We start from the raw sequence: 23,864 nt of genomic DNA, 5'->3' as shown, positions 1-23,864 counted from the left end.
AAGGGAAGTGACGAGGCAGTGGCGGAAACATTGGAAAGCAAGGCCGCGAAGGCCGCACCGATGGACCGCCTGTGGGCCGAGAACGACGATTCACGGCTGACGGGCGACCCGTCGCTGGTCGTCGACGTGGCCGGCTTCGAAGGTCCGCTCGACCTTCTCCTGCACCTTGCCCGCACCCAGAAGGTCGATCTGGCGCGCATCTCCATCCTGGCGCTGGTCGAGCAGTATCTGGCCTTCGTCGAGACGGCGAGGGCGCTGCGGCTCGAGCTTGCCGCCGACTATCTGGTGATGGCGGCGTGGCTTGCCTTCCTGAAGTCGAAGCTCCTGATCCCCAAGCAGCCGGGCGATGAGGGCGAAAGCGGCGAGGAACTGGCGGCGGTGCTGCAGTTCCGGCTGAAGCGCCTGGAAGCCATGCGCGACGCGGCGGCGCGTCTGGTCAACCGCAACCGGCTCGGCCGCGACGTGTTCGCGCGCGGTATGCCCGAAATGGTCATCATCGAGAAGCGCAACGCCTATTCGGCGTCGCTCTACGATCTCTTGACCGCCTATGCCCAGCAGCGGCAGAAGCAGGCAATCAACAATGTGACGATCGCCAGGCGTGGCGTCTGGTCGCTCAAGGACGCGCGCGACGTCCTGACCCGCCTGGTCGGGGCTGTTAGCGACTGGACGACGCTGGAAAGTTTCCTGATCGCGTACATGACCAGTCCCGAGGAAAGGCGCACGGCGATCGCCAGTTCCTTTGCGGCGACATTGGAGCTGGTGCGTGACGGCACGATGGACGTTCGTCAGGATCAGACGTTCGCACCGATCTATCTGCGCGGCCGGGTGCAGCCGATCAAGGCAGTCGAGGTGGCAACATGAGCGAACGCGCCAATGCTTCCGTGATCCCGTTCAAGGTCGAAGATGAGCCGGAGCAGGAGCTTGTTGCCGAGGGGGGCGCCGAGCAGGTCCAGAATCCTGCCGAGCGGCTGCATATGGCGGAGGCCGTGCGCATGGCAGAGGCGATCGTGTTCGCCAGCGCCGAACCTGTGAGCGAAAAGCAGCTTGCCGCACGCCTTCCCGACGGCATCAACGTCACCCTCGCGATGGCCGAGCTGCAACAGATATACGCCCGGCGCGGCGTCAATCTGGTGCGCGTCGGTGATGGTTGGGCGTTCCGCACCGCCGGCGACCTGGCCTTCCTGATGAGCCGCGATACGGTGCAGCAGCGCAAGCTGTCGCGGGCGGCGCTCGAAGTGCTGGCGATCATCGCTTATCACCAGCCGGTGACGCGCGCTGAGATCGAGGACATCCGGGGTGTCGAGACCTCGAAAGGCACGCTCGACACGCTGCTCGAGACGGAATGGGTGCGCATGCGCGGCCGCCGCAAAACGCCCGGCCGTCCGGTCACCTACGGCACCACCGAAACCTTCCTCGACCATTTCGCGCTCGAGGAAATCCGTGATCTCCCCGGCATGGAAGAATTGAAGGGCGCCGGCCTGCTTTCGGGCCGCATGCCGTCTAATTTCTCCATTCCGCAGCCGCCGGCCGACCCGGATGCGCTGACCGAGGACGAGGATCCGCTGACCGACATCGATCTCGAGGAACTCGGCCTGCTAACGCCGCGCGTCACGGAAGATTGACCGCGAAATCTGTTTCAAAAGCAGTCGGCAGACTGTACATGCGCGGATTCGTAGCGGGCCATCACACTGAAAATGCGTGACAACCGCCACCCTTTCATAAACTCTGTCGCTGTTGTGTTTGAATCCCAACGCGAAAACGCATAGATCATCGCCAGGGAAAACGTTCGAGAGAGATTAGCTATGGGTTCATTTTCGATTTGGCACTGGATGATCGTGCTGGTGATCGTGCTGCTGGTGTTCGGCCGCGGCAAGATTCCGGAACTGATGGGCGACATGGCCAAGGGCATCAAGAGCTTCAAGAAGGGCATGGCGGATGACGACGTCGCCGAAGACAAGCGCACTGTCGAACACCGTGCCGACGAGACCGTTTCGGCCGTGAAGGAAAAAGCCAGCAAAAGCTGAGCCAGAAAGTTCTAGTCGGAACAGATTGCCATGTTTGAAGTCGGCTGGACCGAAATGCTGGTGATCGCGATCGTCATGATCGTGGTCGTCGGGCCGAAGGATTTGCCCAACATGCTGCGCACCTTCGGTCGCACGACGGCGAAGCTGCGCGCCATGGCCGCCGATTTTCAGAAGCAGTTCAACGAAGCGCTGAAGGAAGCAGAGCTCGACGACGTCAAGAAGTCGGTCGACGAGCTCAGGGGCCTCAGTCCCGTTGCCGAGATCAAGAAGCAGCTCAATCCCTTCGAGCAGGCGGCAGCCGATGTTCGCGCCGGCGTCGACGCGGCGATGAAGCCGAAGCCGGCCCCTGATCCGGCAACGCCCGCACCCTCTACACCCGTGGCGGCCGAGCCGTTGAAGAACGGCGCGACGACCATGCCTGGCGGCGCGGAGGTCGCGCCGGTGACTTTCCCGGCAATGACCGATGAATCGGTGGTAACGCCGTCAACGAGTGCGGCGCCGAAGGCGACCAAGGCTGCGCCGGCAAAGGCAGTGTCGGTTGCAAAAGCGTCGGCCAAGGCTTCGGCTGTGAAAGCTACCGCGCCAGCGAAAGCGGCGGCCGCGCCAAAGGCACCGGCGAAGACCGCTGCGGCCGCAAAGCCTGAAGCGGCGAAGACCGTGAAGCCAGCCGTGGCCAAGACGATTGCTGCCAAGACCGTGGCGAAGGCCGAACCAAAACCTGCGCCAGTGAAGAAGCCGGCAGCCAAAAAGACGGCGGGAGCCGCCAAGTGAGCGTTTCGGACAAGGAAAAGGACGAGATCGAAAAATCGTCCGCTCCACTGATGGAGCATCTCATCGAGTTGCGTCGGCGGCTGATCTGGTCGCTCGGCGGCTTCTTCGTCGCCTTCCTGGTCTGCTTCTTCTTCGCCAAGAAGCTGTTCAACCTTCTGGTCGTCCCGTTCAAATGGGCGACGAAATGGGCGGGGCTCGATCCGCACAAGGTCGAACTGATCTACACCGCGCCGCAGGAATTCTTCTTCACGCAGGTCAAGCTCGCCATGTTCGGCGGCATGGTGATCGCCTTTCCGCTGATCGCCACGCAGATCTACAAGTTCATCGCGCCCGGCCTCTACAGGAACGAGCGCAACGCCTTCCTGCCGTTCCTGATCGCGTCGCCTATCCTGTTCCTGATGGGCGCCTCGCTGGTCTATTTCTTCTTCACGCCGATGGTGATGTGGTTCTTCCTCGCCATGCAGCAGGCTGGCACCGACGATCAGGTGCAAATCTCGCTCCTGCCGAAAGTGTCGGAGTATCTCAGCCTCATCATGACGCTGATTTTTTCCTTCGGCCTGGTGTTCCAGTTGCCGGTGGTGACCAGCCTGATGACGCGCGTCGGCATGCTGTCGTCCAAGGCGTTGGCGGAAAAACGCAAATGGGCGATCGTCATTGCCTTCATCGTTGCCGCCGTGCTGACACCGCCGGATCCGATGAGCCAGATCGGCTTGGCCATTCCGACCATCCTTCTCTACGAGGTCTCGATCTGGGCCGCGCGGTGGATCGAGCGGGATCAGGAAAAGCAGCGGCTGGCGCGCGAGAAGCAGGAAGCCGGCGAGACCGTGGCGGATAAAGCGCCGGACGAGCCTCCAGCGCCGGCTGCTTCGTAAGACAACAGGCAGCGCCGGAAATAGACAGTCGCTGCCCGCTCTATCTTGCATCAATCAAGGATGCGGTTTACGCCCTCTCGCATAGCTGAGGACGGATAAACCATGCTTGACATCAAATGGATTCGCGACAACCCGAAGGCCCTTGTCGAGGCGCTGGTCAAGCGCTCGTGGTCGGCGGCTGAGGCGCAGTCCACGGTTGATGAATTGATCGCCAGGGACGAGGCGCGGCGCGAGCATGTCACCGAGTTGCAGACCAGGCAGGAGCGACGCAACGCCGCCTCGAAGGAGATCGGCAACGCCATGCGTTCGGGCGATGCGGCCCTTGCGGAAAAACTGAAAGCCGAAGTCGGCGAGATCAAGACCTTCATCCAGAATGGCGAGGCGCGCGAGCGCGAGCTCGACAAGGCGCTGAACGACGCGCTTGCCGTGCTGCCCAATGTGCCGTTCGACGACGTGCCGGTTGGCAAAGATGAGCACGACAATGTGGTCAAGCATATCGTTGGAGAAGTGCCGACGCGCCCGAATTGGGTGAAGGAGCATTTCGAGATCGGCGAAGCGCTCGGCATGATGGATTTCGAGCGCGCGGCAAAACTGTCGGGCTCACGCTTCACCGTGCTGAAGGGCGGGTTGGCGCGGATGGAGCGCGCGATCGGCCAGTTCATGCTCGACCTGCACACCAATGAGCACGGCTATGAGGAAATCATTCCGCCGCTGATGGTGCGCGACGAGGTGCTGTTCGGCACCAACCAGTTGCCGAAGTTCGAGGAGGATCTGTTCTTCACGCCGCACGGGGATGGCCGGCTTGGCCTGATCCCCACCGCCGAAGTGCCGCTCACCAATCTGGTGCGCGAGGAAATCACCGCGCATGAAAAGCTGCCACTGCGCTATACGGCGCTGACGCCGTGCTTCCGCTCCGAAGCAGGGTCGGCCGGGCGCGACACGCGCGGCATGCTGCGCCAGCACCAGTTCTACAAGGTCGAGCTGGTCTCGATCACCGACCAGGAATCGTCGATCGCCGAGCATGAGCGGATGACGCAATGCGCCGAGGAAGTGCTGAAGCGGCTCGGCCTGCCGTTCCGGACCATGGTGCTGTGCACCGGCGACATGGGTTTTGGCGCGCGCAAGACCTATGACATCGAGGTCTGGCTGCCCGGCCAGAACGCCTATCGCGAAATCTCGTCCTGCTCCGTCTGCGGCGATTTCCAGGCGCGCCGCATGGACGCCCGCTACAAGGACAAGGACGGCAAGGGCAACCGCTTCGTCCATACGCTGAACGGTTCGGGCACCGCTGTCGGCCGCGCGCTCATAGCTGTCATCGAAAATTACCAGAATGAGGATGGCAGCGTAACCATTCCTGAAGTGCTGCGGCCTTACATGGGCGGTCTAGAAAAGATCGAATCGAAATAATGCGCATTCTTCTGACCAATGACGACGGCATCCATGCCGAGGGCCTGGCGTCGCTCGAACGCGTTGCCCGCACCCTGTCCGACGATGTCTGGGTGGTGGCGCCGGAGCAGGACCAGTCCGGTTATGCGCATTCGCTGTCGATCTCGGAGCCACTGCGGCTGCGCAAGATCGGCGAGAAGCATTTTGCCGTTCGCGGCACGCCGACCGATTGCGTCATCATGGGCGTGAAGAAGATCCTGCCCGGCGCGCCCGACCTGATCCTGTCAGGCATCAATTCGGGCGCCAACATCGCCGACGACGTGACCTATTCGGGAACCGTCGCAGGCGCCATGGAAGGCGCGCTGCTCGGCATCCGCTCGATCGCGCTCAGCCAGGGCTACAGCACTGTCGGCGAGGATCGCGTGGTTCCCTATGAGACCACCGAGGCGCTGGCGCCGGCGCTGCTGAAGAAGCTTGTCGCGACGCCGCTGCCTGATGGCGTGCTGCTCAATGTCAATTTTCCGAACTGCCTTCCCGAGGAAGTCGCAGGCACCGTGGTCACCTCGCAGGGCAAGCTCGTGCACAGCCTCTGGGTCGACGAGCGGCGTGACGGGCGCGGCCTGCCTTACTATTGGCTGCGCTTCGGCCGCGAGCCGGTCGAGGGCAAGCAAGGCACCGATCTCTACGCACTGCGCAACCGCCTGGTGTCGGTGACGCCTTTGCAGCTCGACCTCACCGCTCATGAGATCCGTGACCAATTGAGCAAGGCGCTTGCATGAACCAGGGCTTTCCAATCGACGATCGCGAAGGATTTGCGGCTTTCCTTTTGCGCCTGCGCGGCAGGGGAACGGTGCCGAAGGCGCTGATCGCGGCTTTCGAGGCGACGCCGCGGCGTGGCTTTCTGGCGGCACAATTCCATCAGATCGCCTGGTCGGACCGCATGCTGCCGATCGAATGCGGCGAGGCGATCGAAGGGGCGGACATGCAAGCGGCAGTGATCGCCGCACTCGCCATCGAAGCGGGAAACCGCGTGCTCGAGATCGGCACCGGCTCTGCCTATACCGCGGCGGTGATGTCGCGGCTGGCGGCGCGGGTCGTCACCGTCGACCGCTACAAGACGCTTGTCGAACAGGCCAGGCAACGTTTCGAGGCGCTCGGCATCGGCAATGTCATTGTCCGCCAGGCCGACGGCTCCGGCGGTTTGCCCAATGAAGGGCCATTCGACCGCATCGTTGCCTGGGCCGCCTTCGACAGCCTGCCGCGCTTCCTGCTCGACCAATTGTCGAGCGGCGGCATCGTCATCGCACCGATCGGCCCGGAGGAGGGCGAGCAGGTGCTGGCCAAGCTGACCAAGGTCGGCAGCCGTTTCGAGCGCGAGGATATCGGCCTGGTGCGCTTGCAGCCGATCTTGCGCAGCGTCGCCGCGGTGATCTAGGCGCATTGAGATTCAGGTGAGGCCGGTCTGCAAATGGCTGATATCCGCGCCTCCAGCGCTCGCGTACTGAAGTACGCTCCGCTCCGGTTCTCGGTATCAACCATTTTCGACCCGGCCTGACCTGAATCTCAACGCGCCTCCAGTCCACTCGAAAATGTTTTAAGAAAATTTTCGTCGGATTCTAATGGGTTAACCGACCAGTAACATTAACGCGCTTTAATCCTGTCCAGTTGGTTCAGCGTTTGTGCGGGTTAGTGCGATGCAATTCAGTGTTTTGAAGGCAAATAGTCGCAATCTGGCGCGGGGCTGCGCTGTTCTCATGATTGCAGGCGCGGCGGCAGGGTGCAGTTCCCAGGCTTCGCGGTTCAACAGTGTCGATGACGTCTTCACCTCTTCGACCAACAATCAGCGCGCCATCATCAACAAGCAGGACGCCGTGCAGCCCTATCCGGGCGACGTCTCGGCCGCTCCGCTCGATGGCAGCCATACGCAGTCGGTGAGCCGCTCCAGCCTCGATCCGGTCTCCAGCCGGCCGTTGCCACCGCCCGCCACAGCCCAGGCGCAGCCAGAGCCGGCACTCGCGCCTGCCGCCAATCCGGTGCGTGTCGCATCGGCGCCGGCCATGGTCCGGCCGGCTCCTCATGTCGACAGGACGACGACCGGCACCGTCGCGCCGGCCGCGAAGCCGTTCAAGGAAGCGCAGCCCGATGCGCCGAAGGTGGCGGAGGCGGGCAGGCCGCACGCGACCGAGATCGTCGTCAGGGATGGTGAGACCATTTCCGGCCTGGCAGCGCATTATAAGGTGCCGGCCGATGTCATCATGAAGGTGAATGGCCTCAGCCCGACCAAGGGGCTGAAGAGCGGCCAGAAGATCGTCATCCCGGCCTATGCCTATTCGAGCAAGGCCGAGCCGAAGGTCGCCGATGCAAAGCCGGCGAAGGACGGGAAGCATGACCTGCCGGCCACCGCGCCGGACAAGGTCGCGGTGCTGCCGCAGCAGCCGAAGCTCAAGGAAGGCAAGGCTGCCGCTCAGGTCGACACGTCGGTCGCCGCAAGCCAGCCCAAGGAGCCCAAGCCGACGCAGGTAGCTAAGGCAACCGGCGCCCCCGGTACCTATACGGTCCAGTCGGGCGATACGATGTCGTCGATCGCCAGGAAGACCGGTGTCGGTGTCGTTGCGCTGAAGCAGGCCAACGGCATGAAGGATGGCTTGCTCAAGATCGGCCAGACCTTGAAGGTGCCGGCCGGCGGAACTGCGACTGTCGCCAGCGTCAAGCCGGCGAAGGTCGATCCGGTGACGACGGCAACGACGCAGCCTGCGGCAAAGACGACGCCGTCGGAAACGCTGGCATCCTACACGCCGCCGAAGAAGGATGCGAAGGTCATCCAGCAGGCCGAGGACGACGACGCGGTGGCGCCGGATGCCACGGGCATCGGCAAGATGCGTTGGCCGGTGCGCGGCCGGGTGATCTCTGGTTTCGGATCCGGCAAGGACGGCGTCGACATCGCCGTGCCCTCGGGCACGCCGATCAAGGCGGCCGAGAACGGCGTCGTCATCTACGCCGGTGACGGCCTCAAGGAATTCGGCAACACGGTGCTGGTGCGCCACGAGAACGGACTGGTCACTGTCTACGGCCACGCCAGTTCGATCGAGGTTCAGCGCGGCCAGAAGGTCAAGCGCGGACAGGAAATTGCGCTATCTGGCATGAGCGGTACGACGGACTCGCCGAAGCTGCACTTCGAGGTGCGCAAGAACTCGGCCCCGGTCGATCCCTCGACCTATCTCGAATAGAAGAAAAAAAAGCAATTTTGCGGGCCGTCTGACCTCCAGTCCAGCCCGCCGGCTCAGCCCGCCCCGCAAGGAGCGGGCTTTTTCAGTTGCTGCCCAACACCTATTCCCTCAAGGCTCAAAGATGATCACGCAGCGTGTCGGCTATCATCGTCTCAAGGCTGCTCGCCTTCACGCCGAGAAGCGTGTTGCGACGTCGGGTCGAACGTGCGCGCATTCTGCTGCGGCAAGGCGATCTCAACACAAGCGAGGTGGCGGAATTGACGGGCTTCGCGCACCCACACACCTAGCGCATTGGATGCGCCGCGAGATCGGCCAAACGCCGCGTGACTTGCGACGGGCGCAGCCGCCCAAATGATCTTGACGTTAGATGGCGTTGGCGACGCAATCCGATGCATCAATCCTTGAGTGGCTTGCCTAGCCGGCCTGCCAGGTCCTGCGTGAACTGCCAGGCGACGCGGCCGGAGCGGCTGCCGCGGGTCGTTGCCCATTCCAGCGCCTCGGCGCGCAACTGCTCGGGGTCGACGTCGAGGCCGTGATGGCTGGCATAGCCGTTGATCATGTCGAGATATTCGTCCTGCGAGCATTTGTGGAAGCCGAGCCACAGGCCGAAACGATCGGACAGCGAGACCTTTTCCTCGACCGCCTCCGACGGGTTGATGGCGGTCGAGCGCTCATTGTCGATCATGTCGCGCGGCAACAGATGGCGGCGGTTCGAGGTGGCGTAGAAGATGACGTTGGCCGGGCGGCCTTCGACGCCGCCTTCGAGCGCTGCCTTCAGCGACTTGTAGGACGTGTCGTCATGGTCGAAGGACAGATCATCGCAAAACAGGATGAAGCGGAAGGGAGCCGCCTTCAGCAAGCCCATCAGCTTTGGCAGCGTGTCGATGTCTTCGCGGTGGATCTCGATCAGCTTGAGCGGCAGGTCGGACCTGGATTGTTCGTATTTGGCTTTGGTATTGATTTCCGCGTGCACGGCCTTGACCAGCGACGATTTGCCCATGCCGCGCGCGCCCCACAAGAGCACGTTGTTGGCCGGGTGGCCGGCGGCGAAGCGCTCGGTGTTGTCGACCAGGATGTCGCGGACACGGTCGACGCCGCGGATCAGGCCGATGTCGACGCGGTTGACCTTGCGCACCGGCTCAAGATAGCCGGGATCGGCCTGCCAGACGAAGCAGTCGGCCTCGCCGAGGTCGGTTTGGGGCACCGGCGGCGGGGCGAGGCGGCTGACGGCCTCGATCAGCCTGTCGAGTTTCTTGTTGAGGGCGTCGATGCTGCTGTCGGTCATTTCAGGTCTTTTGCTTCGTTTCCTCGGGCAGGTGGAAGCGATCTTTTCGAATCCGTCGGGTTCGAAACTGGTTCCAACCTTTTGTTCGAGCGTGATCTTTTCGGAAAACCGGCTCGCGCTTTTCGCGATCCTGCTCTAACACGGCTCAACAGGCCGGAAAAGCAGCCGATTTGCCGGGCCGCGCAGTTGCATTGACAACTTTACCGACTATATTCCGGCCAAATTTCAAGGGGGCCGTTCGCGGCCGTTTTCAAAATTCAGGAGTACCTCGATGTTCGTGACACCGGCATACGCCCAAGGCATCGGCGGCGCCTCTCCCGATATGTTCATCAGCATTTTGCCGTTTGTCCTGATTTTCGTGATCATGTATTTTCTGATCATCCGCCCGCAGCGCACGCAGCTGAAGAAGCGCGGCGAGATGCTGGCGGCGGTCCGTCGCGGCGACACGGTCGTCACCGGCGGCGGTTTCGTCGGCAAGGTGACGAAAGTGATCGACGACAATGAGCTCGAGATCGATCTCGGCGGCGGCACCAAGGTGACGGCGCTGCGCTCGACAATCGCCGATGTGCGCGTCAAGGGCGAACCGGTGGCCAACCAGAACGCCAAGAAATAACCCAATTCAAGGCGGAGCGATCCGCGGACACGCTCTGACGGACGACGCCATATGCTGTATTTTTCGCGCTTCAAGATGATCCTGATCTGGGTGGCCGTGGCCATCACAGTGATCCTCGCCGCGCCCAATCTGTTCCCTGCCAGCACGCTGGCCCAACTTCCGAGCTGGGTTCCGAAGCGGCAGATGACGCTCGGCCTCGATTTGCAGGGCGGCTCGCACATCCTGCTGGAGATGAACCAGAACGACCTGATCAAGGATCGGCTGGAGACGACACGCGACGAAATCCGCACACTGCTGCGTGACGCCAAGATCGGCTATACCGGTCTTGCCGGCAACGGGCGGACCTTGCAGGTGCGCATCACCGACCCCGCCCAGCTCGATGCCGCCAAGAAGGCCCTGAAAACCTTGACCGACCCGGTTGCCGCCGGCCTGTTCACCGGCGGCTCCATCCAGGAAATGTCGCTGGATGAATCCGAGCCCGGCCTGCTCAAATTCACTGTGACCGACGCCGGCATCAAATACCGCACGTCGACCGCGTTGGCACAGTCGATCGAGGTGGTCGAGCGCCGCGTCAACGAGCTCGGCACCACCGAGCCTATCGTACAGCGGCAGGGCGACGACCGCATCCTTGTCCAGGTGCCTGGCCTGCAGGATCCACAGCGGCTGAAGGAAATCCTCGGTCAGACGGCGAAGCTGACCTTCCAGATGGTCGACCAGTCGATGCCGGTGCAGGACGCCCTCAAGGGGCGGCCGCCGGCAGGCTCGTCGGTGCTCTATTCCCAGGACGATCCGCCGGTTCCGTATCTGATCGAGAACCGCGTCATCGTATCGGGCGAAAACCTCGTCGACGCGCAGGCGACCTACAATTCGCAGAACAACGAGCCGGTGGTTTCATTCCGCTTCGATTCGAAGGGTGCCGCGCGCTTCGGCCAGGCGACCGCGCAGAATGTCGGCAAGCTGTTCGCCATCATCCTCGACAACCAGGTGATATCGGCGCCGCAGATCCGCGAGCCGATCCTCGGCGGCACCGGCCAGATCTCCGGCAATTTCACCGCCCAGAGCGCCAACGATCTCGCCGTGCTGCTGCGCGCCGGCGCGCTGCCCGCGACGCTGACTGTGATCGAGGAGCGTACCGTGGGTCCGGGCCTCGGCCAGGATTCGATCCATGCCGGCAAGGTCGCCGGCATCATCGGTTCGATCCTCGTCGTCGCCTTCATGTTCGTCGCGTACGGCTTCCTGGGCTTCCTCGCCAACATCGCGCTCGCGGTCCACGTGGCGATGATCGTCGGCGTACTCTCCTTGCTCGGCGCGACACTGACCTTGCCCGGCATTGCCGGTATCGTGCTGACCATCGGCATGGCGGTCGATTCCAACGTGCTGATCTACGAACGCATCCGCGAGGAGCGACGTGCCGGCCGCTCCGTGATCCAGGCGATCGACACCGGTTTCACCAAGGCGCTGGCGACGATCGTCGATTCCAACGTCACCTCGCTGATTGCTACCGTGGTGCTGTTCTATCTCGGCACCGGCCCGGTGAAGGGCTTTGCCATCACCTACGCCATCGGCATTCTGACCACGGTCTTCACCGCTTTCACCTTCACCCGTCTGCTGGTGTCGATCTGGCTGCGTCGCGCCCGCCCGAAGGAGTTGCCGAAGGCGCCGGTGACCTTCGTTCCGCCCGGCACCAAAATCCCGTTCATGGGCATCCGTCGGTGGACGTTTGCGCTGTCGAGCACGTTGTCGATACTGTCGGTGGTGCTGTTCATGAGCGTCGGCATCAATTACGGCATCGACTTCAAGGGCGGCTCGCTGATCGAGGTGCAGTCCAAGAGCGGCGACGCCAATCTTGGCGATATCCGCAACCGGTTGACGGAGCTGAACATCGGCGAAGTGCAGGTGCAGCAGTTCGGTGCGCCGAACGACGTGCTGATCCGCGTCGGCACGCAAGACGCGGGTGAGAATGCCGAGCAGACGGTGATCGACAAGGTCCGCGGCGAGTTGCAGGACCAGTATGATTTCCGCCGCGTCGAGGTGGTGGGGCCGACGGTTTCCGGCGAATTGGCCAAGCAAGGCACCATCGCCATGATCGTCGCGCTGGTCGGCATCCTTGTCTATGTCTGGTTCCGTTTCGAATGGCAGTTCGCGGTTGGCGCCATCGTCGCGACGGTGCACGATGTGGTCATGACGCTCGGCTTCTTCGTCATCACCGGGCTGGAGTTCAACCAGTCATCGCTGGCGGCGATCCTGACTATCATCGGCTATTCGCTAAACGACACGATCGTGGTCTATGACCGCGTTCGAGAGGATCTGCGAAAATACAAGCGAATGCCGCTGCCGCAGCTTCTGAACAACGCCATCAACGAGACGCTGTCGAGAACGACGCTGACCTCCGTCACGACCAGCTTGGCGCTGCTGGCGCTGGTGCTGTTCGGAGGCGAAGTCATCCGCTCCTTCACGCTGGCGATGCTGTTCGGCGTTGTCTTCGGCACCTATTCGTCGATCTTCATCGCGGCGCCGCTGCTGATCCTGTTTAAGCTGCGGCCGCAGGCTTCGGCTGACGAGGAGAAGCCGGTCAACGGCGGCAAGGCGGTCGCGACCTGACGCGCGGCGCCGAAGGGGTGACAAAGTGGTGACCGGCAAAGGCATCGTCATCCGCGAGGCGCACTTCCCTGGCCGCGCGCCGATCGAGGCCTACGGCAATGGCGGCTTCCGCTTTGCCGACATGTCGCATCGCGGCTCGCTCCTGTGCCTGCCGTCAGGAATCCATGGCTGGGAGCCGGCCAATCCGGTAGCGCTGACGGTCGCGGATTTCGACAGGCTGCTGGCCGAGGCGGACAAGGTCGAGATCCTGCTGGTCGGCATGGGCAGGGATTTGAGGCCATTGCCGGCGGCGCTGCGGGCGGCGCTGAAGGATGCCGGCATAGCCTCTGATCCGATGTCGACGGGGGCTGCCGTGCGGACCTACAACGTGCTCCTGGCCGAGGACCGCGCCGTGGCCGCCGCGCTTATCGCCGTCGACTGACATGTCCCAGAACACCGAGATCGTCATGGACACGGTGCGCGCCGCCGACCACGATCGCTATCTCACCGCGCTCTATGCGCCGGCCGACAAGCGCGATGCGCTGTTTTCGCTCTATGCCTTCAATGCCGAGATCGCCGGTATCCGCGATCGCATCCACGAGCCGTTGCCCGGCGAGGTGCGGCTGCAATGGTGGCGGGACGTGATCGCCGCCGGCGGCGAGGCGGGTGCGGGTCATCCGGTTGCCGAAGCCTTGAATGCCACCGTCGCAGCGTTCAAATTGCCGAAACTTGCCTTCGAAAACATGCTCGAAGCCCGCATCTTCGATCTTTACGACGACCCGATGCCGTCGCGCACCGATCTGGAAGGTTATTGCGGCGAGACGGCAGCAGCACTCATCCAGCTTGCCGCGATGGTGCTCGATCCTGTCGAGGCGCCAAGGTTCGCCGAACTGGCGGGCAGGGCAGGCTGTGCGCAGGCAATGACCGGCCTGTTGCTTCTGCTGCCGCTGCACCGCAAGCGAGGGCAGTGTTTTGTCCCGGCCGACATCCTGGCGGCGGCGGGCTCATCGCCGGAGGAGTTTGTCGCTGGCGATGGCGGGCCTGGTGCGCAGCGCGCGGTGGCGGCGATGATGGCGCTGGCGCGCGAGCATCTTTCCGCCTTCGAGCGAGGCGCCGTAGCGCTGCCGGCATCGTTGCGTGTGGCGTTTCTGCCGTTGGCGCTGTCGCGCGCTTATCTCGGCAAGATGGAACGGTCGCGCCAATCACCGTTCGATGGCGTCGTACGGCTGTCCGCCTTGCGCCGGCATTGGCTGCTGCTGCGTCGTGCAAGCAAGGGCTGGCCGGCACTTTGACGTAAAAGTCAACCGTGTTAAGGATTCGGCCGAGCCGAGAACTGTCCCCGAAGACGACAGGCCGGCCGGAGGAAATCCATCCATGAGCTTGCCTGTGCTGGTCGTCCTTGTCGTGTTCGGCATTGCGCTGTCGGTCGCTGCCGTGCATTTCACCGGCGGCAGCAGGACGGCAATGCTTGCCGGCGCAGATCAGGCATTGAGCCGTTTCGGCGAGGATTTTCCCGACGAAGTGGCCGCGAAAGTCCACCTGACGGCGGATGCCAGGACGGCATTCCTGGATATCGGGCACGGGCGCATCGGCATCGTGCACAGCGTCGGCGACTGCTTTTTGACCCGCATCGTCACGGCTGCGGACGTCTCCGTGTCCAACTCCGACGAGACGAACACGATCCTGGTGCGCCTGACGGACTTTACCTGGAAGGGCGGCAGCTTCCGCTTTGCCCGTGCCGGCGATGCTCAAGCCTTGCTGAATGCTCTCAGCGCGCACCAATCAAATTCCACCGCGGAGGCTGCTTGATGGACGACTACAATTTTCCGCAAGTCACCCAGCTGGCGATTCCGTTCTTCGTCGCCGCCATCCTGATCGAGCTTTGGCTGGTGCGCACAGGCCGCGCCAAGGGCTCGTTCGAGACGCGCGACACGCTGACCAGCCTGATGATGGGCACCGGCAATGTCGTCGCCGGACTGCTGCTTGGCGTCGTCTCCTACTGGGCACTGCTGTGGCTGTGGCAGTTCCGTGTCTTCAACCTCGGCCTGTCGGTCTGGGTGTTCCTGGCCGCTTTCCTGCTCGATGATTTGCGCTACTACGTCTATCACCGCATCGCGCACCGGGTGCGCTGGGTGTGGGCCGAGCATGTCAACCATCACTCCAGTCAGCACTACAATCTGTCGACGGCGCTTAGGCAAAGCTGGACCGGCCTGTTCACCTTCATGTTCGTTCTGCAGGCGCCGCTGGTGCTGCTCGGCTTCCATCCGGCGGTGATTGCCTTCACCTTCGGCTTCAACCTCGTCTGGCAGTTCTGGATCCACACAGAGACCATCGGCAAGATGTGGGGCTGGTTCGAATTCGTCTTCAACACGCCTTCGCACCACCGCGTCCACCACGCCACCAATCCGCGCTATCTCGACGCCAACTATGCCGGCACGCTGATCATCTGGGACCGCATGTTCGGCACTTTCGTCGAAGAGTTGGAGGAGGACCGGCCGCGCTACGGCATCGTCAAGAATCTCGGCACCTTCAACCCGCTGAAAGTGGCTTTTCACGAGTGGATCGGCATGTTCAGGGACGCTTTTGCGCCAGGTCTTTCGATTGGCGATCGCATCAACTATCTGATCAAGCCGCCGGGCTGGAGCCATGACGGTTCGCGCGAGACTTCGGAGAGCCTGAAGGCGGCCTATGTCAGGCGAAACCCAAGCGAGGCGGGGAAGCCGGGGCTGCCGATGGCGGCAGGCGGGCCGGGCGAGTAGCGCTACGAGGGCTCGCTCGAACCACCATCGCGCATCAGTGCTTCGTAGTCACGGCCGCCGTAGAAGATGTTGACGATGCGGACGAAATTGTCATTCACGACATAGACGATGGCGGCGGAATGTTCGAAGGGGACAGCTCGTAGCCCCGGCATGATGTCGTCGCGGGGGCGACCCCCGCGAGGGGCGTTACCGATGCCTTGGCAGCGATTTTTGATCCGATCGACAAAACGGTTGGCGATGGTTTCGCTTCCGCTGCTATCGAAGATGTAGACAGCAATCGCTTCGAGATCGGCAATCGCCTCTTCGCTAAGAACGACGGCGAGACGCTGTATCATCGGTGTCTCGCGCGAGTTGCGAAATGCGGCTCTTTACTCTTTCAATTGCATTTTCGAGTGGAACGGCGGGCCTCGTATCCTCGATCGACGCCTTCACCCGCGCCCGGATCGACGCCATCCGTTCGGCGTGCTCTTCCTCTTCGCGCTGGAAGGCGCGCAGCGCCGCGCGGATCACTTCGCTCGCGGAGCCGAAGGAACCATCCTCGACTTTCTCGCGGATCATGCGCGCCATTGCGGGCGTGACAGTGATAGACAGTTTCTCGGCGGATTCCATGGAACAGCTCCCGGCGGGCAGAAGTAGGATACTATCCTACTTCTGCCCGCCGGTCCAATCCGAAAGGCCCGCTATTCGGCTGCTTGCGCTTGCGAGGGCAGGCCTAGCCATTGCCTGCAATCACCCAGCGCGCGCGAGGTAATAGCGTGGCGCTTGGCAACGGTCTTGTCCTTGCCGCGCAGGCGTTTGCCTTCGATCTTCGCCGCTTCGACCGGCGGGAACAGGCCGAAATTGACGTTCATCGGCTGGAATGACCGCTTGCCCGGCTCATCGTCGGAAACGATGTGGCCGCCGGTGATGTGGTTGAGCAGCGCGCCGAAGGCTGTCGTCAGCGGCGGCAGCGACGGCTGCTGGCCGAGCCGCTCGGCGGCGGCGAAGCGGCCGGCGAGCAGACCGATCGCAGCGCTCTCGACATAACCTTCGCAGCCGGTGATCTGGCCGGCGAAGCGCAGGCCAGGCCGCGACTTCAGCTGCAGTGAGCCGTCGAGCAAGGTCGGCGAGTTGATGTAAGTGTTGCGGTGCAGGCCGCCCAGCCGTGCGAAATCGGCGTTTTCCAGGCCCGGAATGGTGCGGAAGACGCGCACCTGCTCGGCATGCTTGAGCTTGGTCTGGAAGCCGACCATGTTGTAGAGCGTGCCCAGCGCATTATCCCGGCGAAGCTGCACCACGGCATAGGCCTTCACCGTCGGATTGTGGGCATTGGTGAGGCCCATCGGCTTCATCGGGCCGTAGCGCAGCGTTTCGACGCCACGCTCGGCCATGATCTCGATCGGCAGGCAGCCATCGAAATAGGGCGTGCCTTCCCATTGCTTGAACTCGGTCTTCTGGCCGTCGACCAGCGCTTGCACGAAGGCGAGGTACTGGTCCTTGTCCATCGGACAGTTGATGTAGTCCTTGCCGGTGCCGCCCGGGCCGACCTTGTCGTAGCGCGACTGGAACCAGCAAATGTCCATGTCGATCGTGTCGAAATGGATGATCGGCGCGATGGCGTCGAAGAAGGCGAGCGCATCGGCGCCGGTCACTTGCGCGATCGACTGGGCCAGCGACGGTGCGGTCAGCGGGCCCGTGGCGATGATTGCCTGGTCCCAATCCGCCGGCGGCAAGCCCGGCACTTCCTCGCGCTGGATGGTGATCAGCGGGTGCGCTTCGAGCTTTTTCGTCACCGCGTCGGAAAAACCGTCGCGGTCGACGGCCAGCGCGCCGCCTGCCGGCACCTGGTTGGCGTCGCCGGCGCCCATGATCAGCGAACCGGCCAGCCGCATCTCGGCATGCAGCAGGCCGACGGCGTTGTTCTCGGCATCGTCGGAGCGGAAGGAATTGGAACAGACGAGTTCGGCCAGCCCATCGGTCTTGTGCGCGTCAGTGCCGCGAACGGGCCGCATTTCATGCAGGATGACCGGTACGCCGGCTTGCGCCGCCTGCCATGCGGCTTCGGAACCGGCGAGACCGCCGCCGATGATATGGATGGGATTTTTGCTCATGAGCGCCGGAATAATCGTTTGGTGCGGCGATTGCAATTGCCGTGCCTGGTGTTGGGCAAACCGCGGAGGGGCGAAACCAGGCGCTGAATACAACAACACCCGCCGGGGGAGGAGGTCCGGCGGGTGTCGTTTTGGGGGTCGACCCTCGGGAGGAGGTGAAGATCGACCGTATCCGTCATTGCCGGGGAGGAGGTCGGCTTTGACGAAATCTCTTTTGCTATCTTTTGAAAGGGGCAAAACCCTTTGGAGCAAATTCATTTGCTCCGGGGAAACAACGCCCGCCGCGGGAGGAGGTGCGGCGGGCGCCGTTTGTGTGGCCAACCCTCGGGAGGAGGTGAAGGTCGGGCCTATTCGTCATTGCCGGGGAGGAGGTCGGCTTTGACGAAATCTCTTTTGCTATCTTTTGAAAGGGCAAAAACCCTTTGGAGCAAAATTCATTTTGCTCCGGGGAAACAACGCCCGCCGCGGGAGGAGGTGCGGCGGGCGCCGTTTTGGTGGTCAACCCTCGGGAGGAGGATAAGGGCTGACCGTTCGCTGGAGGTCGGGGAGGAGGTCGACCCCAGCGAAATTCCTGTTAGATCGCCCGGCGGGCGACGATCTTGATTTCGTCGCGGACGATACCGAGATCATGCAGCTGGCGGTTCGAAAGGCGACCCAGCTCGGTAACCGTCTCGCGATAAACGCGCCAGTTACGATAGTTGCGGATCAGGTTCATTGTCGTTCTCTTTTTCAAAACTGGTTCGGACCATTCGCGGTCCGAAGAATTAGACCGCCTTGCGGGCGACGTAAGGAATGTCGCTGCGGCTGATGCCGAGGTCGGTCAGTTCACGGTTGCTCAGGCGGCTCAGCTCGGACACGGTGTCCCTGTAGCGGCGCCAGTTGCGGTAATTGCGGATCAAGTTCATGGTAGTTCTCGTTTCGTCTTTCTTGCGGATCATTCCGTTTGTGTACGAACCATAAATAGGGGGACCCATATCGATTTAAAAGCGCTATGGCTGCATGGCAGCAATGCAAATTGTGCAATGCAGCATTAACGCGCCTTCACGGACCTGACACAAAGAAGCCAGAATCAGAAAGTGCCGCTGCGTCAAGGGTTTGACCGGGCCGGCTGAAAAAAAGACGAAACTTAGGGGAGAAGCGGGATGGCAGGTTATTCGTCACGAGTAAGGTCGGATATCGCGCGGTGGCGGCAGGCGGGCCTAATCGACGCGGCGACAGCCGATACATTAACGCGTGACGTCGAGGCCAACGAGCGCAATTCGCTCAGTTTCGGTTCGATCCTGGCAATGATGGCCGCCTTGCTGTTCGGCGCCGCCATCCTGATCTTCGTCGCCGCCAACTGGGACGCGATCCCGCGGCTGGCGCGGGTCGTAGCCCTTTTCGCCATCATCCTTGGCGGTTATGTCGGCGGCGCCGTGCTGAAGACGCGCGACCATGCGGCAATTGGCGAGGCCCTGTGGATCGTGGCCGCCGCCGCTTTCGGCGGTTCGATCGCGCTGATCGGCCAAATGTATCATCTCTCGGGCGACGAGGCTTCCGCCCTGATCACGTGGGGCGCCGGCACGGCGCTGGCGGCGGTGGTATTGCGGTCGAACCCGCTGACGGTTGCCGCGGTCGGCATCGCCGATGCCTGGCTGTTCCTGAGAGGGTTCGACTATTTCTATCGCAATGAATTTCCGCACGCCTTCGTCATCATGGCGGCCGTGCTGTTTGCCGTCTCGTTCTGGACCCTCAGCCAGCCGGCACGCCATTTGATCGTCCTGTCGCTCATCTTCTATCTCGTGCTGTTGGCGATGAACCACGCGACGCTGCCCGTGGCGATCCCTCTGGTCATTGTCTCTGCCGCGCTTTTCGCGGCTGCCGTGTTCGCACCGGAGCCGGTCGACAGGATCGTCCAGCTTGGCGGCCGCTTGCCCTTGCACGCACTGCTCGGCTTCCTCACCGGCCTGGCATTCATCCAGTTCGAACTGGCCGACGAGAGCACCTACAACAGCGGCTTTGCCATCGCTTCCGTCGTCGCGCTGGCCGGCATCGTCGCGGCGATCGTGCTGGCAGGACGGGAGAGCCGTGGCCTGCGCTGGCTTGCCTATCTCGGTTTCGCCTTCGAACTCGCCATCATCTATGTGGTGACCTTGCAGTCGATGCTCGACACCGCAGGCTTCTTCCTTGCCGCCGCCGTGCTGCTCGGCATCCTCGCGGTCGTCATCATCCGCGTCGAAAAACGCATGAAGGGTCCAGTCACCACGGGAGCGACGGCATGATGACCGGAAAGCGACTGATCATTTCGGCGCTGGTGCTGGCGCTCGTCCAGATAGGCTTCCTGAGCTGGATCATCGCCGGCCGAGCGGCGATCCTGCGCAACGGCAAGGAAGTGCTGTTGAAGATCGAACCCGTCGATCCGCGCGACCTGCTGCGCGGCGACTATATTATCCTCGGCTACGAGATTTCGCGCATCCCGGTGAAGATGATCGCCAACATTCCAGCCGGCAAATTCTCCAGCGACGAAACGCCGATCGTGGTCCGCCTGAAGAAGGGGGCCGACGGCTATTGGACGGCGACCACCGCCTGGTTCGGCAAGGCGCCGACGCCGGCGGGTACCGACGAGGCGGATATATCAGGACGTGTCACCGAGGGCTGGGATCTTCGCGGGGAGAGCGCGACGATCGCACCGGACTACGGCATCGAGCGCTTCTACCTGCCCGAAGGCGAAGGGATGGCGATCCAGAACGACATGCGGGTGCGCCCCTTCGGGATCAGGCTTGCCCTTGCCAGCGACGGCAAGGCGCAGATCAAGGCGCTGGTCGACGGCGACAAGACGCTGTTCGAGGAGCCGCTGTATTAGAGATAGAGCCTCAGGGTGGCCTGCCACCCGAAGCTCGCTGGAGCGAAGGGTGGTGCGGGTAGAGGGACTCGAACCCCCACGATCTCTCGCCAGAACCTAAATCTGGTGCGTCTACCAGTTCCGCCATACCCGCATTGCCCGGCAATCTCATGTAGCCATCATTCTGTCAATGTCGGGGCGGAAATGTTGGGTCAGGATCAAAGAATGTTGGTTATTGGCCGAAATGCGAAGACTGTTGAAAATTAGCCTCGCGTGTGACAAAAGGCGTGTCAAATGTGACGGGACGCGACGATCCGCTTCTACAGAATGTGATAAGAAGTAGGAAAAACAAGAACTTATTCACATTTTGGAACGCAGTTTGGGAAAGTTTGAGCCGTATTTCCGGTCAAACCGCCAGGTTCCGTCCCAAAAGCCATTCCCGGCAAGACTATACCGGCAGGCTGTAAACGGCAGGGAGCCGTTTGGCAGCCTCATTGGTGAAAACAAAGGTTTTACGATGCAGGTCACCGAAACACTCAATTCCGGTCTCAAGCGCGAGATCAAGATCACCGTGCCGGCTGGTGACATGGAAGCCAAGCTGATGGCGCGGCTGTCGGACGCCCGCAACAAGGTCCGCATCAACGGCTTCCGGCCGGGCAAGGTGCCGGTGCAGCACCTGCGCAAGGTCTATGGCAAGTCGTTCATGGCCGAAGTGGTCAACGAGATCCTCAACGATTCGACCCGGTCGATCATCACGGGCCGCGGCGAGAAAGCGGCCATGCAGCCCGAGGTCATCATGACCGAGGACGAGAAGGAAGCCGAGAAGATCCTGGCCGGTGGCGCCGACTTCGAATTCCGCCTCAACTACGAGGTCATTCCGGCGATCGAGATCAAGGATTTCTCCGACATCAAGGTAACGCGCCAGGTGTACGACGTGCCTGAAACGGAGATCGACGAGCAGGTCAAGCGGGTCGCCGAATCGGCGCGCAGCTACGAGCCGAAGACCGGCAAGGCCGCCGAGGGCGACCGCGTGAGCATCGACTATGTCGGCAAGATCGACGGCGAGGCCTTTGCCGGCGGCGCCGGCAACGATCAGCCGCTGGTGCTGGGCTCCAAGGAATTCATTCCCGGCTTCGAGGATCAGCTTGTCGGCACCAAGGCCGGCGACGAAAAGCAGGTTACGGTGACCTTCCCTGAAAACTACCAGGCGGCTCATCTGGCCGGCAAGGAAGCCACCTTCGACGTCACCGTCAAGGAAGTGTCGAAGCCCGGCGAACTCGAAATCAACGACGAGACCGCCAAGAACCTTGGCCTGGAATCGCTGGAGCGCCTGCGCGAGATCGTGCGCGGCCAGATCGAGAACCAGTTCGGCTCGATGACGCGCCAGAAGGTCAAGCGCCAGTTGCTCGACCAGCTCGATGCGGCTTATTCGTTCGAGGCCCCGTCGAAGCTCGTCGAGGCTGAGTTCAACAACATCTGGGCGCAGGTCAACCGCGATCTGGAAGCGGCCGGCCGCACCTTCGCCGACGAAGAGACGACCGAGGAAGAGGCTCGCGCCGAGTATATGCGTCTTGCCGAGCGCCGCGTGCGCCTTGGCCTGGTGCTGGCCGAGATCGGCGAGAAGGCCGGCGTCACGGTATCGGACGAAGAGCTGCAGCGCGGCCTGTTCGAGCAGGTTCGCCGCTTCCCGGCCAACCAGCAGCAGGAAGCCTTCGAGTTCTACCGCAACAACCCCGAGGCGCTGAATGCGCTGCGGGCGCCGATGTTCGAGGAGAAGGTCGTAGACCATCTGCTCGGCCAGATCTCGGTCACCGACGTCAAGGTCAGCAAGGAAGAGCTGATGGCCGATGACGAGGAAGCGGAAACCACGACCAAGGCCAAGCCGGCCAAGAAAGCCGCGGCCAAGAAGGCTGAAGACAAGAAGGCCGACGCCAAGTCTGGCGATGAGGCGGGAGAGCCGAAGAAGAAGGCTGCGCCTAAGAAGAAGGCGGCCGCCAACGACGCCGAATAAGTCTCGGCACTTGATGAAATTGACGAAGGCCGCCTCCCGAGGCGGCCTTTTTCGTTGCGAAACTGCAACAGGCGGCCGGCTTCTCAGGCCGTGGCACTTGGCGATACCAAGCGTTGATCACTATCTGCGCTTCTGCTGCAAATTCCTGGAGGGGGCGTTGAGCCTATTCTTCGAAACGGGGCGTGCTGTCGTCCTGACGCTCATCCTGGCCTTCGCCTGCAATCTTGCCCCCGCCGACGCGATTGCCGGCGACTGGCGCTTCGGCACGGCTGACGATGGGCTGGTCACGGCTTCGCTCCATGCCACCAACAAGCTGATCACCGGCGGTGGCGCCTTGAGCTACAGCCCGGTCCTGACCATAGCCTGCCGGGCAGGCGAACCGCGCTGGACCGAATGGCTGCAATTGAACGACGCGGTTTCGGCCAGCCGCAAGATCACGATGTCGGTTGCCGTCGACGGCGACAAGTTCGACGAGAGTTGGTCGGTCGGGTCGCGCGGCAGGATGCTGGTGCTTGACGGCGCCGATGCGATCAAGCGCCTCGTTTCCGCAAGCCGGCTGTCGCTTTCCTGGCGGTTCGGACTGTTGTCAGGGCGCGGCCAGGCGGATTTCGACCTTGCGGGGTTTGAAGAGGCGGTCGAGCAGATCGCCGGGAACTGCCATACCGATCCGCCATAACTATCGTCCTCGACCCTGGGCGAAAGCCGAGCAGGCTTCGCAGTCCTATTTCAGCAGGCCGACCAGGATGTCGAAGGCCGCGTCGATATCGGCGCGGATCGCCTGGCGGACGGCTTCGACATCGCGGTTGCGCAATGCCGCGAACATCTCCTGGTGGTGCTCGTTGGCGGTCGAGTAGTTTCCGGAATCATGCAGCATGTTGAAATAGGGGCTGATCTGCAGCCACAGGTTCTCGATGATGTTGAGGATGTTCTCGGACCCCGCCGCCCGGTAGATGGAGAAATGAAAGGCGTAGTTGGCGCGCAGATAGGATTTGACGTCTCCCGCCGCGTTGGCCTGTTCGAGCGCATTGAGGTGCAGGCCGAGCTGCGCGATGCCCTGGTCGTCCATGCGCTCGGCCGCCCATGCGGCGGCGATCGCTTCGATCTCGAAGCGGACATTCCTGAGATCGATGAGGCGTGCGCGGCTGAGCGCGGGAATTCCGATCGAGCGGCCTGAAACAACCATCAAGGCGTTGGCCGCCGTCAGCCGCCGCAACGCTTCCCTGACCGGCATCGGACTGACTCCATAGGCGTCGGCCAGGCTTTGCACGGTCACCATCTCGCCAGGCACGATGCTGCCGTCGAGGATCAATTCGGTGACATGGCGATAGACCCTGTCCTGCAGGGTTTCCCTGGACAGGGGCACGATCTCGACACCAGGCTTCCTGAACGCCGCTCCGGCCATCTCCCCATCAACCTTTCCGCGCA

26 protein-coding genes, 1 tRNA gene and 1 pseudogene are annotated in these 23,864 nt (G+C 62.5%); 20 read left to right on the top strand and 8 right to left on the bottom strand.

Annotated features, from left to right (window positions below):
* Window positions 1-60 precede the first annotated feature (60 nt).
* The 10 genes and pseudogenes from LB577_RS26315 to LB577_RS26270 all read left to right on the top strand — a co-directional run.
* Entirely contained in the window at window positions 61-861 is an 801-nt protein-coding gene (locus LB577_RS26315) for a segregation and condensation protein A (RefSeq protein WP_224689558.1), read from the top strand.
* The gene (scpB, locus tag LB577_RS26310; RefSeq protein ID WP_224689545.1) at window positions 858-1,622 is read left to right on the top strand and encodes an SMC-Scp complex subunit ScpB; all 765 of its coding nucleotides are present in this window, start codon (window positions 858-860) and stop codon (window positions 1,620-1,622) included. The genes LB577_RS26315 and scpB overlap by 4 nt, the downstream gene beginning before the upstream one ends.
* A gap of 180 nt (window positions 1,623-1,802) precedes the next feature.
* A complete protein-coding gene (locus LB577_RS26305) occupies window positions 1,803-2,024 on the top strand; it encodes a twin-arginine translocase TatA/TatE family subunit (protein WP_013895102.1) in 222 nt (73 codons plus the stop codon).
* Between the two features lie 30 nt (window positions 2,025-2,054).
* Window positions 2,055-2,795 carry a Sec-independent protein translocase protein TatB gene (tatB, locus tag LB577_RS26300; protein ID WP_224689544.1) on the top strand — a complete coding sequence of 247 codons (741 nt, stop codon included), beginning with the start codon at window positions 2,055-2,057 and terminating at the stop codon, window positions 2,793-2,795.
* Window positions 2,792-3,667 (top strand): twin-arginine translocase subunit TatC, encoded by an 876-nt coding sequence (tatC, locus tag LB577_RS26295; protein ID WP_224689543.1) that lies wholly within the window; start codon window positions 2,792-2,794, stop codon window positions 3,665-3,667. Before tatB ends, tatC begins: the two co-directional genes overlap by 4 nt.
* Window positions 3,668-3,769: 102 nt before the next feature.
* Window positions 3,770-5,074, top strand: coding sequence for a serine--tRNA ligase (gene serS / locus LB577_RS26290; protein WP_224689542.1), 1,305 nt, complete (start codon window positions 3,770-3,772; stop codon window positions 5,072-5,074).
* Window positions 5,074-5,832, top strand: coding sequence for a 5'/3'-nucleotidase SurE (gene surE / locus LB577_RS26285; protein WP_013895106.1), 759 nt, complete (start codon window positions 5,074-5,076; stop codon window positions 5,830-5,832). The genes serS and surE overlap by 1 nt, the downstream gene beginning before the upstream one ends.
* Complete coding sequence (locus LB577_RS26280) at window positions 5,829-6,488, top strand: protein-L-isoaspartate(D-aspartate) O-methyltransferase (RefSeq protein ID WP_013895107.1); 660 nt, start codon at window positions 5,829-5,831, stop codon at window positions 6,486-6,488. The genes surE and LB577_RS26280 overlap by 4 nt, the downstream gene beginning before the upstream one ends.
* A 259-nt stretch (window positions 6,489-6,747) precedes the next feature.
* Window positions 6,748-8,280 (top strand): peptidoglycan DD-metalloendopeptidase family protein, encoded by a 1,533-nt coding sequence (locus LB577_RS26275; RefSeq protein WP_224689541.1) that lies wholly within the window; start codon window positions 6,748-6,750, stop codon window positions 8,278-8,280.
* A 176-nt stretch (window positions 8,281-8,456) separates the two neighbouring features.
* Window positions 8,457-8,635: pseudogene (locus tag LB577_RS26270) on the top strand (helix-turn-helix domain-containing protein); the annotation flags it as partial.
* Between the two features lie 39 nt (window positions 8,636-8,674).
* On the opposite strand, the gene LB577_RS26265 reads toward LB577_RS26270, so the two are convergent.
* Entirely contained in the window at window positions 8,675-9,565 is an 891-nt protein-coding gene (locus LB577_RS26265) for an ATP-binding protein (protein WP_224689540.1), read from the bottom strand.
* A 271-nt stretch (window positions 9,566-9,836) separates the two neighbouring features.
* Between LB577_RS26265 and yajC the strand changes: the two genes are divergently transcribed.
* From yajC to LB577_RS26235, 6 genes are all read left to right on the top strand, one after another.
* On the top strand, window positions 9,837-10,178 hold the full coding sequence (yajC, locus tag LB577_RS26260) for a preprotein translocase subunit YajC (protein WP_010909882.1): 342 nt from the start codon (window positions 9,837-9,839) through the stop codon (window positions 10,176-10,178).
* A gap of 51 nt (window positions 10,179-10,229) precedes the next feature.
* Window positions 10,230-12,779 (top strand): protein translocase subunit SecDF, encoded by a 2,550-nt coding sequence (gene secDF, locus LB577_RS26255; protein ID WP_224689539.1) that lies wholly within the window; start codon window positions 10,230-10,232, stop codon window positions 12,777-12,779.
* Between the two features lie 28 nt (window positions 12,780-12,807).
* The gene (locus LB577_RS26250; protein WP_224689557.1) at window positions 12,808-13,200 is read left to right on the top strand and encodes an Mth938-like domain-containing protein; all 393 of its coding nucleotides are present in this window, start codon (window positions 12,808-12,810) and stop codon (window positions 13,198-13,200) included.
* Between the two features lies 1 nt (window position 13,201).
* Window positions 13,202-14,050, top strand: coding sequence for a phytoene/squalene synthase family protein (locus tag LB577_RS26245; RefSeq protein ID WP_224689538.1), 849 nt, complete (start codon window positions 13,202-13,204; stop codon window positions 14,048-14,050).
* 82 nt (window positions 14,051-14,132) lie between these two features.
* Window positions 14,133-14,567: a hypothetical protein gene (locus LB577_RS26240; RefSeq protein WP_013895115.1), complete on the top strand. Its 435-nt coding sequence runs from the start codon at window positions 14,133-14,135 to the stop codon at window positions 14,565-14,567.
* Window positions 14,567-15,517 (top strand): sterol desaturase family protein, encoded by a 951-nt coding sequence (locus tag LB577_RS26235; RefSeq protein ID WP_224689537.1) that lies wholly within the window; start codon window positions 14,567-14,569, stop codon window positions 15,515-15,517. Before LB577_RS26240 ends, LB577_RS26235 begins: the two co-directional genes overlap by 1 nt.
* Window positions 15,518-15,519: 2 nt before the next feature.
* On the opposite strand, the gene LB577_RS26230 is transcribed toward LB577_RS26235, so the two are convergent.
* The 5 genes from LB577_RS26230 to LB577_RS26210 form a co-directional block, all read right to left on the bottom strand.
* Window positions 15,520-15,852 (bottom strand): type II toxin-antitoxin system RelE/ParE family toxin, encoded by a 333-nt coding sequence (locus tag LB577_RS26230; protein ID WP_224689536.1) that lies wholly within the window; start codon window positions 15,850-15,852, stop codon window positions 15,520-15,522.
* Window positions 15,824-16,126 carry a type II toxin-antitoxin system ParD family antitoxin gene (locus LB577_RS26225; RefSeq protein ID WP_224689535.1) on the bottom strand — a complete coding sequence of 101 codons (303 nt, stop codon included), beginning with the start codon at window positions 16,124-16,126 and terminating at the stop codon, window positions 15,824-15,826. Before LB577_RS26225 ends, LB577_RS26230 begins: the two co-directional genes overlap by 29 nt.
* 71 nt (window positions 16,127-16,197) lie before the next feature.
* Window positions 16,198-17,607 (bottom strand): methylenetetrahydrofolate--tRNA-(uracil(54)-C(5))-methyltransferase (FADH(2)-oxidizing) TrmFO, encoded by a 1,410-nt coding sequence (trmFO, locus tag LB577_RS26220; protein ID WP_224689534.1) that lies wholly within the window; start codon window positions 17,605-17,607, stop codon window positions 16,198-16,200.
* 574 nt (window positions 17,608-18,181) lie between these two features.
* A complete protein-coding gene (locus tag LB577_RS26215) occupies window positions 18,182-18,322 on the bottom strand; it encodes a DUF1127 domain-containing protein (RefSeq protein WP_013895120.1) in 141 nt (46 codons plus the stop codon).
* A 49-nt stretch (window positions 18,323-18,371) separates the two neighbouring features.
* A complete protein-coding gene (locus LB577_RS26210; protein ID WP_013531315.1) occupies window positions 18,372-18,512 on the bottom strand; it encodes a DUF1127 domain-containing protein in 141 nt (46 codons plus the stop codon).
* A 237-nt stretch (window positions 18,513-18,749) separates the two neighbouring features.
* On the opposite strand from LB577_RS26210, the gene LB577_RS26205 reads away from it, so the two are divergent.
* Together LB577_RS26205 and LB577_RS26200 are read left to right on the top strand one after the other, a co-directional pair.
* Entirely contained in the window at window positions 18,750-19,868 is a 1,119-nt protein-coding gene (locus LB577_RS26205; protein ID WP_224689533.1) for a DUF2157 domain-containing protein, read from the top strand.
* Complete coding sequence (locus LB577_RS26200) at window positions 19,865-20,449, top strand: GDYXXLXY domain-containing protein (protein WP_224689532.1); 585 nt, start codon at window positions 19,865-19,867, stop codon at window positions 20,447-20,449. Before LB577_RS26205 ends, LB577_RS26200 begins: the two co-directional genes overlap by 4 nt.
* A 50-nt stretch (window positions 20,450-20,499) precedes the next feature.
* Here LB577_RS26200 and LB577_RS26195 read toward each other — a convergent pair.
* Window positions 20,500-20,582, bottom strand: a tRNA-Leu gene (locus LB577_RS26195).
* Window positions 20,583-20,945: 363 nt separating this feature from the next.
* Here LB577_RS26195 and tig point away from each other — a divergent pair.
* Both tig and LB577_RS26185 read left to right on the top strand, forming a co-directional pair.
* Window positions 20,946-22,439 (top strand): trigger factor, encoded by a 1,494-nt coding sequence (gene tig / locus LB577_RS26190; protein WP_224689531.1) that lies wholly within the window; start codon window positions 20,946-20,948, stop codon window positions 22,437-22,439.
* A 157-nt stretch (window positions 22,440-22,596) separates the two neighbouring features.
* A complete protein-coding gene (locus tag LB577_RS26185; protein ID WP_224689530.1) occupies window positions 22,597-23,115 on the top strand; it encodes a hypothetical protein in 519 nt (172 codons plus the stop codon).
* Window positions 23,116-23,160: 45 nt separating this feature from the next.
* Here the strand turns inward: LB577_RS26185 and LB577_RS26180 are convergent, their stop codons facing one another.
* Entirely contained in the window at window positions 23,161-23,841 is a 681-nt protein-coding gene (locus LB577_RS26180; RefSeq protein ID WP_224689529.1) for a GntR family transcriptional regulator, read from the bottom strand.
* Window positions 23,842-23,864: the final 23 nt, after the last annotated feature.

The sequence above is a fragment of the Mesorhizobium sp. B283B1A genome (genome assembly GCF_020165735.1).
In the GTDB taxonomy this organism is placed as follows: domain Bacteria; phylum Pseudomonadota; class Alphaproteobacteria; order Rhizobiales; family Rhizobiaceae; genus Mesorhizobium; species Mesorhizobium opportunistum.
The sequence above is the reverse complement of the archived record's forward strand: the minus strand, read 5'-3'. Positions and strand labels throughout refer to the sequence as shown.

Bases quoted from the DNA above. Each gene is read 5' to 3' on its own strand.
- LB577_RS26230 (WP_224689536.1), bottom strand. From the start codon at position 15,852: ATGATACAGCGTCTCGCCGTCGTTCTTAGCGAAGAGGCGATTGCCGAT.
- scpB (WP_224689545.1), top strand. From the start codon at position 858: ATGAGCGAACGCGCCAATGCTTCCGTGATCCCGTTCAAGGTCGAAGAT.
- LB577_RS26240 (WP_013895115.1), top strand. From the start codon at position 14,133: ATGAGCTTGCCTGTGCTGGTCGTCCTTGTCGTGTTCGGCATTGCGCTG.
- LB577_RS26245 (WP_224689538.1), top strand. From the start codon at position 13,202: ATGTCCCAGAACACCGAGATCGTCATGGACACGGTGCGCGCCGCCGAC.
- LB577_RS26315 (WP_224689558.1), top strand. From the start codon at position 61: ATGGACCGCCTGTGGGCCGAGAACGACGATTCACGGCTGACGGGCGAC.
- tatB (WP_224689544.1), top strand. From the start codon at position 2,055: ATGTTTGAAGTCGGCTGGACCGAAATGCTGGTGATCGCGATCGTCATG.
- LB577_RS26235 (WP_224689537.1), top strand. From the start codon at position 14,567: ATGGACGACTACAATTTTCCGCAAGTCACCCAGCTGGCGATTCCGTTC.
- LB577_RS26305 (WP_013895102.1), top strand. From the start codon at position 1,803: ATGGGTTCATTTTCGATTTGGCACTGGATGATCGTGCTGGTGATCGTG.
- LB577_RS26265 (WP_224689540.1), bottom strand. From the start codon at position 9,565: ATGACCGACAGCAGCATCGACGCCCTCAACAAGAAACTCGACAGGCTG.
- surE (WP_013895106.1), top strand. From the start codon at position 5,074: ATGCGCATTCTTCTGACCAATGACGACGGCATCCATGCCGAGGGCCTG.
- LB577_RS26205 (WP_224689533.1), top strand. From the start codon at position 18,750: ATGGCAGGTTATTCGTCACGAGTAAGGTCGGATATCGCGCGGTGGCGG.
- serS (WP_224689542.1), top strand. From the start codon at position 3,770: ATGCTTGACATCAAATGGATTCGCGACAACCCGAAGGCCCTTGTCGAG.
- LB577_RS26280 (WP_013895107.1), top strand. From the start codon at position 5,829: ATGAACCAGGGCTTTCCAATCGACGATCGCGAAGGATTTGCGGCTTTC.
- LB577_RS26200 (WP_224689532.1), top strand. From the start codon at position 19,865: ATGATGACCGGAAAGCGACTGATCATTTCGGCGCTGGTGCTGGCGCTC.
- LB577_RS26210 (WP_013531315.1), bottom strand. From the start codon at position 18,512: ATGAACTTGATCCGCAATTACCGCAACTGGCGCCGCTACAGGGACACC.
- LB577_RS26215 (WP_013895120.1), bottom strand. From the start codon at position 18,322: ATGAACCTGATCCGCAACTATCGTAACTGGCGCGTTTATCGCGAGACG.
- LB577_RS26275 (WP_224689541.1), top strand. From the start codon at position 6,748: ATGCAATTCAGTGTTTTGAAGGCAAATAGTCGCAATCTGGCGCGGGGC.
- LB577_RS26180 (WP_224689529.1), bottom strand. From the start codon at position 23,841: ATGGCCGGAGCGGCGTTCAGGAAGCCTGGTGTCGAGATCGTGCCCCTG.
- yajC (WP_010909882.1), top strand. From the start codon at position 9,837: ATGTTCGTGACACCGGCATACGCCCAAGGCATCGGCGGCGCCTCTCCC.
- LB577_RS26225 (WP_224689535.1), bottom strand. From the start codon at position 16,126: ATGGAATCCGCCGAGAAACTGTCTATCACTGTCACGCCCGCAATGGCG.
- trmFO (WP_224689534.1), bottom strand. From the start codon at position 17,607: ATGAGCAAAAATCCCATCCATATCATCGGCGGCGGTCTCGCCGGTTCC.
- tig (WP_224689531.1), top strand. From the start codon at position 20,946: ATGCAGGTCACCGAAACACTCAATTCCGGTCTCAAGCGCGAGATCAAG.
- secDF (WP_224689539.1), top strand. From the start codon at position 10,230: ATGCTGTATTTTTCGCGCTTCAAGATGATCCTGATCTGGGTGGCCGTG.